This is a genomic window from Streptococcus sp. FDAARGOS_520, from assembly GCF_003812685.1.
GTDB lineage: Bacteria > Bacillota > Bacilli > Lactobacillales > Streptococcaceae > Streptococcus > Streptococcus agalactiae.
Window position 1 is genome coordinate 661,802 of sequence record NZ_CP033810.1, and the last position, 14,784, is coordinate 676,585.

Genomic DNA, 14,784 nt, shown 5'->3' on the forward strand with positions numbered 1-14,784 from the left:
TCAGACTTTTAATATTAAATATTTGACCAAACAGACTCAAGAATGTTTGTTTGTTCACGACCAGGCCCTACTGAGAAAGTAGAAATACGAACACCAACCAATTCGCCAACACGGCGAACGTAATTACGTGCATTTTCTGGAAGATCATCTAAGCTACGGCAAGCTGTAATATCTTCAGACCAGCCCGGTAATTCTTCATAGATTGGTTTACAACGTTTTAGCTGTTCAAGGCTTGCTGGATAATAGTCAATACGTTTCCCATCAAGGTCATAAGCCACACAAATTTTCACCGTATCAAGCCCTGAAAGAACATCAATTGAATTCAGAGAGAGATTAGTAATACCTGATACTCGACGGCTGTGACGCATAACAACAGAATCAAACCATCCAACGCGACGAGGACGACCAGTCGTTGTACCATACTCTTTACCAATCTCACGAATACGGTCACCAACCTCATCAAAAAGTTCTGTTGGGAATGGTCCATCACCGACACGGCTAGTGTAAGCTTTACATACACCTACTACTTTATTAATTTTACTTGGTCCAACTCCCGAACCAATTGTGACACCACCTGCTACTGGATTGGAAGATGTTACAAATGGGTATGTTCCTTGATCAATGTCGAGCATAACTCCTTGTGCTCCTTCAAAAAGAACACGTTTACCGGCATCAAGAGCATCATTTAAGATAACGGATGTATCAGTCACATATTGCTTAATTTGTTGACCATATTCATAATATTCTTCGAAAATATCATCAAATTCAAGAGGTGTACTGTCATACATTTTTTCAAATAAACGATTTTTCTCAGCTAAATTAATTTTCAAACGCTCAGCAAAAACTTCTCTATCAAGAAGGTCAGCAATACGGATACCGACACGCGCAGCCTTGTCCATGTAAGCTGGCCCAATTCCTTTGATGGTTGTTCCAATTTTATTATCACCTTTAGCATCTTCTTGTAGTTGGTCAAGCTTGATGTGGTATGGCAAGATAACATGCGCACGGTCTGAAATACGAAGGTTATCCGTTGTTACACCTTCTCCGTGAAGATAAGCTAACTCTTTAACTAATGATTTCGGATTAACGACAACACCATTACCAATGACAGAAATTTTTTCTTTGAAGAAAATTCCTGAAGGAATTAAATGAAGTTTAAATTTTTTGTTATCAATAACGATAGTATGCCCAGCGTTATCACCACCTTGATAACGTGCAATTACTTCTGCGTCAGCAGATAAAAAATCTGTAATTTTACCTTTACCTTCGTCACCCCATTGGGTACCTACTACAACAACTGAAGTCATATTTATTTAACACTGAGTGAGCCTTTTTGGGACTCCCCAATCCTTTCTGGAAAAACATGGCAGGAATTTCACCTGCGAGTTTGTCTGACACCTTATTATAGCAAAAAATGTTTTTTTTTGCCAAATTCCTCAAATATTATCGGAAAAAAAGAAAAAAATAATTATTAGAAGTGTAAAAAAACGGTAAAAAACTAACATTATAGTTGATAAAGAAATCTTGAAATTTACTGATACCAGCATTCTTAACAATAAAAAAATTCAACGATCTTTTTATTAGAGTCGTTGAATTTTAAATTATCAAGAACAGTTATCACAAGTCAGATATCATATCTATATTAATGATATTTACTATTAGCTTTTCATGAAGTAACTAGTTATCTCTAGCCTGTAGCTCTTCTTTTGTAACTAATTTATAATCTTTAAAAACAATGCCTCCAAAATAGCCTGCTAGTAAAGATAGGATAATACAACCTAGAGCGGTTATTAGTACTTTTATCATTGGGTTATAGGCAAACATGACAGCAAATCCTGCAATTGGTGTCGCTGTTCCAGGAGTATCATTAACTAATTTCATCAAGGCAATTAAAATACCACAAGCTGCACCACCAACAAAATTAGTGACATAGATTGGAATAGGGTTAGCTGAAGTCACGTCAGCTTGAGTTAGAGGCTCAACAGCAAAAGCTATATTATCTTTACGACTTCCAAGTTTTAATTTATGGAAAAGTACACCATTCATAAATGACGAACCAAAGACAGACAAGGCTCCTATAGCCATAGGCATTCCGGTTAATCCTAGCATAGCTGTCAATGCCATAGAAGAAAGTGGTGCTGTCGCCACTACTACAATTGTCCCGCCAAGTATAATCCCCATTAAAATAGGGTTGCTATGAGCACCTGATGTTAAGATATCTCCAATGGTGAGCAAAGTGCTATTAATAAGCGGCGTCAACAGTTTGGCCACAAGACGTGTTAATGGTGCACCAATAATAATAATTGAAATAAGATCTAAACCACCAGGAATATTTCTTTCCATCCACTTAACAAGAAATCCCACTAAATATCCTGCAAGGAAACCAGGAATAATACCTGTTCCAGAAACAGATAAACCAATTAAAACTGCGTATCCTGGGGTTACACCAATAGCAATAGCAACCAATATAGCTGCAGCTACACCAGAAAGTGAACCATTAGCACCACCCACTTCACTTAAAAATTGAAATCCCAAAACTTTACCAAAGAAAGAATCTTGAAAAGCTTCTACAAGGAAGGATGCACAAGCCGCAGATGCCAATGCTCCCATTGCTTTTGTTCCGTAGGGTGCTTTATAATTAAATAAAGTGAAAATCGCTAATACAAGTATTAAAAGACTGGTCCCAATAATGATATTCATAAATATACTCCCGCTAAAAATAGTTAAGTTTTTTATTCTCAGTGTCTGTGTACTACTGCTTCAATTTCAATAAAGGCGCCTTTAGGTAATACTGAAACTTAATTGTACTACGAACTGGATAAGGTGCAACAAAGAAGTCCGACATAATTATTAGGCTTATCTCATGGATTACTCCTTAGTTGCTAATATAATCACATTTTACCTAAAAGCATAACCATAGTCAATAATAATTTTTTATTTTCTTAACTTTTTTTTATTACGATAATTTTTTATTACATTAATCTTTTAAAATAGTCTGATATTGTCTTTTAACCATAAATATATTACTATAATAGTAAGATTAGCATAGAGGAACTACGATATGGATAAAGAAAAATTAGACTATTGGAAAACGATAATAACGTTTCTCCATAATGTTTTAGGTGATAATTACGAAATTGTTTTGCATGTAGTAGATGAAAATGATATCTATATTGGTGAGTTGGTTAATAGTCACATTAGTGGACGAACCATAAGTTCACCTCTAACGACTTTCGCCCTTGATTTAATCAAGAATAAAGTTTATAAGGAAAAAGATTTTGTTACTAACTATAAGGCGATTGTCAGCCCTCTCAATAAAGAAGTTCGTGGATCTACTTTCTTCATCAAGAATGCTCAAAATGAACTTGAAGGGATGTTATGTATCAACCTTGATATTTCTGCATACCAAAATATTGCTTTGGATATTCTAGACTTAGTTAATTTAAATGTTAACAAAATACTACCTAAGTCCCCTCAAAAAATTTCTCTCCCTCAACAGGAGGAACCTGTAGAAGTTCTATCAGGCAATATTCAGGATATTATTAGTGAGATTGTTGATCCTAGTCTTTTAAATCAGAATATTCATTTAAGTCAAGAAGTTAAGGTAGAAATTGTTTCTAAACTTCACGAAAAAGGTGTATTCCAATTAAAAGGTGCCGTTTCAAAGGTCGCTGAAGTTCTCAACATCTCCGAACCAAGCGTCTATCGTTATCTTAAAAAAATTGAAACTCATTAACTCTAAAACTCTTTTTAACTTATAGATTAATAAGATTGGACTCAAAAGTTCAATCTTTTATTTTTTATGACACCGGTATAAGATTATTTTAGTTTTCTGTGCCGTAAAACTTAGTTTTTATTATTTTTTTGATAAACTAGTATCATCTGTTACTAGGAGGAATGTTGTCGTGATTATCGATCGACTGTTACAAAGAAGCCACTCTCATCTACCGATTCTACAAGCTACATTTGGCTTAGAGAGAGAAAGCCTTCGTATTCACCAACCCACTCAAAGGGTTGCTCAAACACCCCATCCCAAAACATTAGGGAGTCGTAACTATCATCCTTATATCCAAACGGATTATAGTGAACCTCAATTAGAACTCATTACACCTATTGCAAAGGATAGCCAAGAAGCCATTCGATTTTTGAAAGCTATAAGTGATGTTGCTGGACGCTCTATCAACCACGATGAATACTTATGGCCGCTTTCTATGCCACCCAAAGTGAGGGAAGAAGACATACAGATTGCCCAATTAGAGGATGCTTTTGAATATGATTATCGCAAATATTTGGAGAAGACTTATGGAAAACTAATACAATCCATCTCTGGAATTCACTATAATCTCGGTTTAGGTCAAGAGTTATTAACTTCTCTCTTTGAATTGAGTCAAGCAGATAATGCTATTGATTTTCAGAACCAGCTTTACATGAAATTGTCTCAAAATTTTTTACGTTACCGTTGGTTACTAACTTATCTATACGGAGCGAGCCCAGTAGCTGAAGAAGACTTTTTAGATCAGAAACTGAATAACCCTGTCCGGTCACTTAGAAATAGTCACTTAGGTTATGTGAATCATAAAGATATTCGTATTTCTTATACTAGCTTGAAGGATTATGTCAACGATCTAGAAAATGCTGTAAAAAGTGGGCAATTGATTGCTGAGAAAGAATTTTATTCACCTGTTCGTCTCCGTGGTAGTAAGGCCTGTCGTAATTATTTAGAAAAAGGAATTACATATTTAGAGTTTCGCACTTTTGATCTCAACCCATTTAGCCCAATCGGTATAACGCAGGAAACTGTTGATACTGTTCACCTTTTCTTATTGGCGCTTTTGTGGATAGATTCTAGTAGTCATATTGACCAAGATATCAAGGAAGCCAATAGATTAAATGACCTTATAGCACTTAGTCATCCATTAGAAAAATTACCTAATCAAGCACCAGTTTCTGACTTAGTGGATGCTATGCAATCTGTTATCCAACATTTTAACTTATCACCTTACTATCAAGACCTATTGGAATCTGTAAAAAGGCAAATTCAGTCACCTGAATTAACGGTAGCTGGTCAACTTTTAGAAATGATTGAAGGACTTTCCTTAGAAACATTTGGACAAAGACAAGGACAAATTTATCACGATTATGCTTGGGAAGCTCCCTACGCCTTAAAGGGATATGAAACGATGGAACTTTCTACCCAATTGCTACTATTTGACGTTATCCAAAAAGGAGTCAACTTCGAAGTGCTGGATGAACAAGATCAATTCCTAAAATTATGGCACAATAGTCATATTGAGTACGTTAAAAATGGTAATATGACCTCAAAAGATAACTATATTGTACCGCTCGCTATGGCTAACAAAGTTGTTACAAAAAAAATCCTAGATGAAAAGCATTTCCCAACTCCTTTTGGAGATGAATTTACTGACCGTAAAGAGGCACTTAACTATTTTTCACAAATCCAAGATAAACCAATCGTCGTTAAGCCAAAATCTACAAACTTTGGTTTAGGCATTTCTATTTTTAAAACATCAGCTAACTTAGCTTCTTATGAAAAAGCAATTGACATCGCTTTTACCGAAGATAGTGCTATTCTTGTGGAAGAATATATTGAGGGTACCGAATACCGTTTCTTCGTCCTTGAGGGGGACTGTATTGCTGTATTGCTTAGGGTAGCAGCTAATGTCGTTGGAGATGGTATTCATACTATTAGTCAGCTAGTTAAACTTAAAAACCAAAACCCTCTCAGAGGCTATGATCATCGCTCTCCTCTAGAGGTTATTGAGCTCGGAGAAGTAGAACAGTTAATGTTGGAACAACAAGGATACACTGTTAACAGTATCCCTCCAGAAGGAACAAAAATAGAACTTCGCCGTAATTCTAATATTTCCACTGGCGGTGACTCTATAGATGTAACAAATACAATGGATCCTACATATAAACAACTAGCAGCTGAGATGGCAGAGGCTATGGGGGCTTGGGTTTGTGGAGTTGATTTAATTATTCCTAATGCCACTCAAGCATACTCAAAAGATAAGAAAAATGCTACTTGCATTGAACTAAACTTTAACCCATTGATGTATATGCACACCTACTGTCAAGAGGGGCCTGGTCAATCTATTACACCTCGAATTTTGGCTAAACTGTTCCCAGAATTATAACTAAAAAGAGTTCCTTAGGCTAAGCTTAAGGAATTTTTGGTTAAAATAAAGTTATCCCTTGTCATCACTAGTTCATTTAAGATAAAATATTAACAACTACAGAAAGTTAGGTTAAATATTATTATGGTTAAAAAACGCTATTCCAAAAATTCTCATAATCTAATAACATTACTTGGTATTGTTGTTCTTGCTTCCCTGATTTCAGACTTTTGGAGTGAGGTGATTGCTACTCTGTTAATTATTGGTGGTGGTTATTGTGCCTATTACGTTTATGATAAAAAGCGTCTTAAACGTTTTACATCAAACCAACGTATTGAAGCTTTAAAATCCGATATTAAAGAGACTGACCAAGACATTAGACACTTGGAAATTTTAAAAAAAGACAATCGTTCTAAGGAATATATCAAATTAGCACATCAAATATTACCTCAATTGGACCTAATTCGTAATGAAGCAAACCAACTACAAAAAGCCATTGAGCCTAATATCTATAAACGTATCACCAAAAAAGCAAATACATTTAGTAATGAGATTAACGAACAACTAATAAAGCTACATGCCTCTCCAGAACTAGAACCTATTTCTGATCAGGAAGATGAAATGATACGCATTGCTCCGGAATTAAAACCGTTCTATCACAATATTCAAGATGACCACTTTGCTATCTTAAAAAAGATTGAAGAGGCAGATAACAAAGCTGAATTAGCAGCAATTCATCAAGCCAATATGAAACGTTTTACAGATGTTCTGGCTGGCTACATCAGAATCAAACAATCTCCTAAAAATTTTAACAATGCTAAGGAACGCCTAGAACAAGCATTACAAGCAATTAAAAAATTTAATTTAGATTTAGATGAAACGCTGCGCCAATTGAATGAAAGTGATATGAAAGATTTTGACGTTAGCCTAAGAATGATGCAAGACGAAAGGAACAGTAAATGAGCGATACCTTTAATTTTGATATTGACCAAATTGCAGACAATGCTATCACTAAAACAGATAAAACAACAGAAATTATTTCCAACCAGACAACAAGCCAAACTGGGCAAATTGCCTTTTTTGAAAAACTAACACCAGCACAAAAGTCTGCTATCTCTGAAAAAACACCAGCTTTGGTAGATACTTTTGTCGGCGATCAAAATGCGCTCCTTGATTTTGGACAATCCGCAGTAGAAGGCGTTAATACCACTGTTAATCATATCTTGTCTGAGCAGAAAAAAATTCAAATTCCTCAAGTTGATGATTTACTAAAAAATGCTAATCGCGAACTAAATGGATTTATTGCCAAATATAAAGATGCTACTCCGGCAGAATTAGAGAAAAAACCAAACTTGATTCAAAAATTATTCAAACAAAGCAAGACCTCGCTACAGGAATTTTATTTTGACTCACAAAACATCGAGCAAAAAATGGATATGATGGCAGCGAATGTTGTCAAACAAGAAGATACTTTGGCAAGAAATATCGTCTCTGCTGAAATGCTCATTGAAGATAATACTAAATCTATTGAAAATTTGGTTGGAGTTATTGCTTTTATTGAATCGAGTCAAGCCGAGGCTGCTAATCGTGCAAGCCACTTACAACAAGAAATTCTAGCATTAGATAGCCAAACGTCCGAGTATCAAATTAAAAGTAACCAATTAGCTCGAATGACTGAAGTTATCAATACCCTCGAACAGCAACATCCTGAATATGTCAGCCGTCTCTACGTTGCATGGGCAACAACACCACAGATGCGAAACTTGGTCAAAGTATCGTCAGATATGCGTCAGAAACTTGGCATGTTACGTCGAAATACCATTCCAACAATGAAACTCTCAATCGCTCAGTTAGGCATGATGCAACAATCTGTCAAATCCGGTGTCACTGCTGATGCTATTGTCAACGCTAATAATGCAGCATTGCAGATGCTGGCTGAAACTAGTAAAGAAGCGATTCCGATGTTAGAGAAGACCGCACAAAGCCCCACTGTTTCTATTAAATCTGTCACTGCATTAGCTGAAAGCTTAGTGGCTCAAAATAATGGTATTATCGCTGCCATAGACAAAGGACGTAAGGAACGTGCCCAATTGGAATCTGCTGTTATTAAATCGGCTGAAACAATCAATGATTCTGTCAAAATTCGTGATAAAAAAATAGTTGAAGCCTTACTCAACGAAGGTAAATCTACCCAAGAAAAAGTTGATGAGTCTTAACTTACTATCATATCCACTAAATAAAAACGATACTGTAAAACACAGTATCGTTTTTATATCATTAATTTATACCGTTTTCATCTATATTTTCCTGACTATCTCCAATGCAAAATAAGCCTTTTATGCTATAATATGACTTATGGATAAAATTATAAAATCAATTTCAACTTCCGGTTCTTTCCGGGCTTATGTCCTTGATTGTACAGAAACTGTAAGAACAGCTCAAGAAAAACATCAGACACTTTCAAGTTCTACTGTAGCTCTTGGGAGAACATTAATTGCAAATCAAATTTTAGCAGCAAATCAAAAAGGAAATAGTAAAGTAACTGTCAAGGTTATTGGAGATAGCTCTTTTGGTCATATTATTTCTGTAGCTGATACTAAAGGAAATGTTAAAGGTTACATCCAAAATACGGGTGTTGATATCAAGAAAACAGCTACTGGAGAGGTCTTAGTTGGACCTTTCATGGGTAATGGACACTTTGTCGTTATTACCGATTACGCAACTGGGCAACCTTACACTTCAACAACTCCACTAATTACAGGAGAAATTGGAGAAGATTTTGCTTATTATTTAACCGAAAGTGAGCAAACACCTTCTGCCGTCGGTTTAAATGTCCTCTTAGATGACGAGGATAAGGTTAAAGTTGCAGGTGGATTCATGCTTCAGGTGCTCCCAGGTGCTTCTGACGAAGAAATTTCTCGCTATGAAAAACGCATTCAGGAGATGCCTTCTATTTCAAGTCTGCTAGAGTCTGAAAATCATATAGAATCTCTCCTTTCAGCTATTTACGGAGAAGACGACTACAAGCGCTTATCGGAAGACTCTTTAGCCTTCTACTGTGACTGTTCAAAAGAACGTTTTGAAGCCGCTCTATTGACTTTAGGAACTAAAGAATTGCAAGCCATGAAGGATGAAGATAAAGGTGTTGAAATTACTTGTCAATTTTGCAACCAGACTTACTATTTCACAGAAGAAGATTTGGAGAAGATAATTAATGACTCAATTAAATAGTTCATTTATGATTGGGAAGGTTGAAATTCCTCATCGTACCGTACTAGCACCGATGGCAGGTATTACCAATTCTGCTTTTCGTACTATCGCTAAAGAATTTGGTGCTGGTCTCGTTGTTATGGAAATGATTTCTGAGAAAGGGTTACTTTATAACAACGAAAAGACCTTACATATGCTCCATATCGATGAAAATGAACATCCTATGTCAATTCAACTATTTGGTGGCGATGCAGAAGGCTTAAAACGTGCAGCTGACTTTATCCAAAGTAATACGAAAGCAGATATCGTAGACATCAATATGGGATGTCCAGTTAACAAAGTTGTTAAAAACGAAGCTGGAGCTAAATGGTTACGTGACCCTGAAAAAATTTATCATATTGTTAAAGAGGTAACGTCTGTACTTGACATTCCATTAACAGTAAAAATGCGTACAGGATGGTCTGACTCATCTAATGCTATAGAAAATGCACTCGCTGCCGAATCTGCTGGTGTATCTGCACTTGCTATGCACGGTCGAACGCGTGAACAAATGTATACTGGCACGTGTGACCATGAAACACTTGGCAAGGTCGCTAAAGCTGTTACTAGTATTCCTTTTATTGCTAATGGTGACATTCGTACTGTTCACGATGCCAAATTTATGATTGAAGAGATTGGAGCTGACGCTATAATGGTTGGACGTGGTGCTCGTAGCAATCCTTACATCTTTACACAAATTAATCATTTCTTTGAAACAGGCGAAATCCTTCCTGACCTACCATTTGAGAAGATGTTAGATGTTGCCGAGGATCATCTCACTCGACTAGTTAATTTAAAAGGTGAAACTATTGCCGTTCGTGAATTTCGAGGGTTAGCACCTCATTATCTGCGTGGAAAATCAGGCGCAGCAAAAATTAGAGGAGCTGTTTCACGTGCAGAAACACTAGCAGAAGTTCAAGAACTTTTTGCAGGTTTACGCTAAATCAAAAACAGTCCTTTGACTGTTTTTTCCTATCTCTGTACAAATTTAGCATAAATCATTGTGTAATGAAAACTCAAAAGTATAACAAATTATTTTAGCATAACAGAATTAAGGAGAATTATGTTGATTGTTTTAGCTGGAACCATTGGAGCAGGTAAAAGCTCCCTTGCAGCTGCTCTAGGACAACACCTAGGGACAGATGTTTTCTATGAGGCGGTTGATAATAACCCAGTTTTAGATCTTTACTATCAAGATCCCCAAAAATATGCTTTTTTACTACAAATATTCTTTTTAAATAAACGATTCCAATCTATAAAAGAAGCCTATAAGGCTAACAACAATGTTTTGGATCGTTCTATTTTTGAAGATGAACTATTCCTCACTCTAAATTATAAGAATGGAAATGTGACTAAAACAGAGCTAGATATCTATAAAGAACTTCTTGCAAATATGTTGGAAGAATTAGAAGGTATGCCTAAGAAGAGACCTGATTTGCTAGTCTACATTGATGTTTCATTTGATAAAATGTTAGAACGTATTGACAAACGAGGACGCAGCTTTGAGCAAGTTGATTCTAACCCAGAGTTATACGACTACTACAAACAAGTCCATTCTGAATATCCAGAATGGTATGAAAATTACGACGTTTCACCTAAAATTCGGATCGATGGTAACAAACTTGATTTCGTCAAAAATCCAGAGGATCTTCAACACGTCCTTGACACTATTGATTCCGAATTGCAAAAACTTGATTTACTATAATTAGGTGATATCTATGATTATAAGACCTGTCCTACCCTCAGATGCTAAAGAATTACTTGCTATCTATGCTCCCTACGTTGCTGACACTACAATAACGTTTGAATACGATATTCCTAGTATATCGGAATTCACTAATCGTATCAAAAATATCAGCAAATCTTTCCCATATTTAGTTGCTGAAGAAAATGGGAAAATATTAGGTTATGCATATGCTTCAACTTACTACGCTAGAGCTGCCTATGACTGGACTTGCGAGCTTTCTATTTACCTTGATAAAGATGCACGTAGCAAAAAAATTGGTAGCCAACTATATGATACATTGGAGAAAGAATTAGTTAACCAAGGGTATGTTAATCTACTCGCTTGTATCAGTTTACCAAATGATATAAGCATTGCATTCCACAAAAAAAGAGGATTTAATCAAGTCGCACATTTCCCAAAAATCGGATTTAAATTTGAACAATGGCATGACATTGTGTGGTTACAAAAGCGATTGAAATCTTAAGGTAATCTTTAGATTTATTTTAAGTTAGCAAAAGATTAGGATATTATAATATATTTATCCTAAAATTTTTCAACGACTTTCAGTCGTACCTATATCTACAAGTGCAATTGTTAGATATAGATCCTTTTACTTTTCATAAATCTATAAGAAAATGTCCAAAATATTTTGGACGTTTTCTTTTTATATTAAAATTCCAGTACCCATCGGTACTGGAATGTTTTATGATTTTGCAATATCAAATTTCAATTTGCCTTTGGATACGCCAATCTTAATTACTTGCCCCTCTTTCACTTGATTTGCCAATAGTAGTTCTGATAAATGATCCTCTACTTGCGTTTGAATAGTTCTACGCAGTGGACGAGCACCCATTTCTATATCATAGCCATCCTCTGCCAAGTGTTTCAAGGCTGAAGGCTGGAATTTCAGATCCATACCTTTATCTTTAAGCGCTAAAATTAAAGGTTTAACCATAATTTTCACAACTTCACGCATATTATCTTGACTGAGACTATGGAATACAACTTTCTCATCAATACGATTGATAAACTCTGGTCGATAAGCTTTTTTAAGCTCCTCCATAATACGTTTTTGCATAGCAGTATAATCATGGCTGATATCCTTAGCTCCAAAACCAACTGTTTTATCGTCACGTAATGCAGTTGCTCCTAAATTAGAAGTCATAATGATTATAGTATTTGAAAAATCAACTTTTCGTCCTCGACTATCTGTTAAAACGCCATCATCAAGCACTTGTAATAATACATTAAAAATATCTGGATGAGCTTTTTCAACTTCATCAAAAAGTAAAACTGAATATGGTTTATTGCGTACTTTTTCAGTCAACTCTCCTCCTTCATCATAACCAACATAACCTGGAGGTGCCCCATTCAGGTGAGAAGCTGCGAATTTTTCCATATATTCCGACATATCAAAACGAATTAGGGCTGATTCATCATCAAACAACACTTCTGCCAAGGCTTTTGCTAACTCTGTCTTACCAACACCAGTTGGTCCCAAGAACATAAAGGAACCAATAGGACGCTTACCAGTACGAATGCCAGATTGATTGCGACGGATAGCACGACTAATGGCAGTAACTGCATCATCTTGACCGATAACACGTTTATGCAATTCTTTTTCTAAATTGAGGTATTTTTTACTATCAGCTTGTGTCAATTTTTCAACAGGAATACCAGATAGACGACTGAGAGTTGCCATAATATGATCTTCTGTTACGGCAATAGGCTTACGCTTTTTACCCTTATAACTTGCTTTTAGAGCTTTAGAAGCAGATTTCATATCATCATCTAAAATAGCTTGGTCAACTTCTGTTAAAAGCGAAGGAGCATTTTTCTTAATCATCATTTGCACAGTGGCAGAAGCTTCATCAAGTAAGTCTATAGCTGAGTCTGGTAAATTCTTACTTGTCAAATAACGATGAGCCACTTTTACAGCAGTCATAACTGCTTCATCTGAAATAGTAACATTATGAAAGGCTTCATACGCTGGCTTCAATCCAAGTAGAATTTCATATGCGTCTTCAAGATTTGGTTCTTCTACTAAAACTTTTGCAAAGCGACGAGATAAAGCAGCATCTTTTTCAATATGCTTTTGATATTCCTCTTGAGTTGTTGCTCCAACAGTGCGTAAAGTGCCTCGGGCCAAAGCTGGTTTTAAAATATTAGCAGCATCAAGTGTGCTATCAATACCAGAGCCAGAACCCATAATAGTATGCAGTTCATCAATGAAAAGAATAATATGACCGTCTTCTTCAATATCTGCAATGATTTGATTCATACGTTCCTCAAAATCACCACGAAAACGAGTTCCAGCAACAACGCTCATCATATCTAACTCTAGAACACGCATATCTCTAAGCTCATAAGGAATATTTCCATTAGCAATACGTTGTGCTAGACCGTACGCCAAAGCTGTTTTACCGACACCCGCATCTCCAACTAAGACAGGATTATTCTTTGTTTTACGACTTAAGACTTGGACCATACGTGAAATTTCTTTATCACGCCCAATAACAGGTTCAATTTCCCCATCAACCGCCATCTGTGATAAATCACGTGTGAAATCAGCTAAATCACCAGCAGTACTCGGTGGTTTCATCATATCAGAAAAAGAAGCACCCGACTTTGCTTTTTTAGGATTACGTAATTCATAAATTGCTTTGATATCATCTTTTGTAAAACCGGCATGACGTTCTAGAGCCTTACGTAAATCAACCATACGAACTGATTCACCATCGTCTTGACCTCTAAAGCCAACTAACTCTAAGATACGTGTGGCTAATAAATCTTTATTAACCAACATAGCAAGCAAGACATGTTCAGTACCCACATCTTCAGCTCCTACTACGATACTAATATTTTCTGCTAACTTTAAGATCTTTTTCAAAGCTGGTGATTGCTCTAAAAATTGATAATTGGTAATCTCTTCTTTCGGTGCTCTACCTAAAGCTAAAATTGTTGCTGCTTCGTACTCTTCAATTGCAACTTCAGACTCATATTCAGCAAATGTCAAACCAGCTACTGAATCATGAACTAAAACCATTGCTAAAAGAAGATGCCAGCTTTCTAAATAGTGACTTTCATAGCGTGCTGCTTGAAATTGCGCCAATCTGAATACTTCTTGTAATTTTATGGAATAATGACTCATAAATGGAATCCTTTTCTATCTAATCGTTGTAATAATTTACGGAGCATACGAGCTCTAATAACAGAGGCTTGCTCTCCTAAGACGTCATCACCTGATGTCGCCAGAATCAAATTTCCTTCACGTTCTGTAATTATCTCTTCATCGAATAATAATTGAATCAAATCATCAAAAACTTGTTCACTGATACGCTCGCCAATCGTTGATAACATATTTCCAAATAATTGGTGTTGATCAGAAAAATGAACCTTAGCAATGCGGATGTAACCTCCACCACCTCGTTTACTCTCAACCACATAACCACGGCTTTCAGTAAACCGTGTCTTAATGACATAATTAATCTGACTAGGAACAACTTGAAAAGTATCAGCTAAATTGGAACGCTTTATTTCAGCAATTCCTGATTGTTCTAATAATGATTTTATATATTCTTCAATATTATCGGAAGTATTTTTTATGGCCACAAATTCACTCCTTCCTCTTTGACTATAACTGACTATTATTATATCAAATTTTTAAAAGAT

General features: G+C 35.8%; 12 protein-coding genes. 8 read left to right on the forward strand and 4 right to left on the reverse strand.

What is annotated here, in order from left to right; genetic code table 11:
- Window positions 1-14: 14 nt before the first annotated feature.
- Together EGX96_RS03450 and EGX96_RS03455 are read right to left on the reverse strand one after the other, a co-directional pair.
- On the reverse strand, window positions 15-1,307 hold the full coding sequence (locus EGX96_RS03450; RefSeq protein WP_000205037.1) for an adenylosuccinate synthase: 1,293 nt from the start codon (window positions 1,305-1,307) through the stop codon (window positions 15-17).
- Between the two features lie 370 nt (window positions 1,308-1,677).
- A complete protein-coding gene (locus EGX96_RS03455; RefSeq protein WP_001021300.1) occupies window positions 1,678-2,700 on the reverse strand; it encodes a PTS fructose transporter subunit IIC in 1,023 nt (340 codons plus the stop codon).
- A gap of 361 nt (window positions 2,701-3,061) precedes the next feature.
- Here EGX96_RS03455 and EGX96_RS03460 point away from each other — a divergent pair, with 361 nt between their 5' ends.
- The 8 genes from EGX96_RS03460 to EGX96_RS03495 all read left to right on the forward strand — a co-directional run bounded on the left by EGX96_RS03460 (window position 3,062) and on the right by EGX96_RS03495 (window position 11,596).
- Window positions 3,062-3,736, forward strand: coding sequence for a helix-turn-helix transcriptional regulator (locus EGX96_RS03460; RefSeq protein WP_000356661.1), 675 nt, complete (start codon window positions 3,062-3,064; stop codon window positions 3,734-3,736).
- Between the two features lie 169 nt (window positions 3,737-3,905).
- The gene (gene gshAB, locus EGX96_RS03465; protein WP_000582678.1) at window positions 3,906-6,158 is read left to right on the forward strand and encodes a bifunctional glutamate--cysteine ligase GshA/glutathione synthetase GshB; all 2,253 of its coding nucleotides are present in this window, start codon (window positions 3,906-3,908) and stop codon (window positions 6,156-6,158) included.
- A gap of 123 nt (window positions 6,159-6,281) precedes the next feature.
- On the forward strand, window positions 6,282-7,100 hold the full coding sequence (locus tag EGX96_RS03470; RefSeq protein ID WP_000239572.1) for a hypothetical protein: 819 nt from the start codon (window positions 6,282-6,284) through the stop codon (window positions 7,098-7,100).
- Window positions 7,097-8,353, forward strand: a complete 1,257-nt coding sequence (locus EGX96_RS03475) for a toxic anion resistance protein (protein WP_001285393.1) — start codon at window positions 7,097-7,099, stop codon at window positions 8,351-8,353. The genes EGX96_RS03470 and EGX96_RS03475 overlap by 4 nt, the downstream gene beginning before the upstream one ends.
- 139 nt (window positions 8,354-8,492) lie before the next feature.
- On the forward strand, window positions 8,493-9,368 hold the full coding sequence (hslO, locus tag EGX96_RS03480) for an Hsp33 family molecular chaperone HslO (RefSeq protein WP_000357824.1): 876 nt from the start codon (window positions 8,493-8,495) through the stop codon (window positions 9,366-9,368).
- A complete protein-coding gene (dusB, locus tag EGX96_RS03485) occupies window positions 9,352-10,329 on the forward strand; it encodes a tRNA dihydrouridine synthase DusB (protein WP_000192730.1) in 978 nt (325 codons plus the stop codon). The genes hslO and dusB overlap by 17 nt, the downstream gene beginning before the upstream one ends.
- Window positions 10,330-10,449: 120 nt before the next feature.
- A complete protein-coding gene (locus EGX96_RS03490) occupies window positions 10,450-11,091 on the forward strand; it encodes a deoxynucleoside kinase (protein WP_000909526.1) in 642 nt (213 codons plus the stop codon).
- Between the two features lie 13 nt (window positions 11,092-11,104).
- The gene (locus EGX96_RS03495) at window positions 11,105-11,596 is read left to right on the forward strand and encodes a GNAT family N-acetyltransferase (RefSeq protein ID WP_000586895.1); all 492 of its coding nucleotides are present in this window, start codon (window positions 11,105-11,107) and stop codon (window positions 11,594-11,596) included.
- 219 nt (window positions 11,597-11,815) lie between these two features.
- On the opposite strand, the gene EGX96_RS03500 is transcribed toward EGX96_RS03495, so the two are convergent.
- Complete coding sequence (locus EGX96_RS03500) at window positions 11,816-14,263, reverse strand: ATP-dependent Clp protease ATP-binding subunit (RefSeq protein WP_000020289.1); 2,448 nt, start codon at window positions 14,261-14,263, stop codon at window positions 11,816-11,818.
- Entirely contained in the window at window positions 14,260-14,724 is a 465-nt protein-coding gene (locus EGX96_RS03505) for a CtsR family transcriptional regulator (RefSeq protein ID WP_000985641.1), read from the reverse strand. The genes EGX96_RS03500 and EGX96_RS03505 overlap by 4 nt, the downstream gene beginning before the upstream one ends.
- Window positions 14,725-14,784 lie beyond the last annotated feature (60 nt).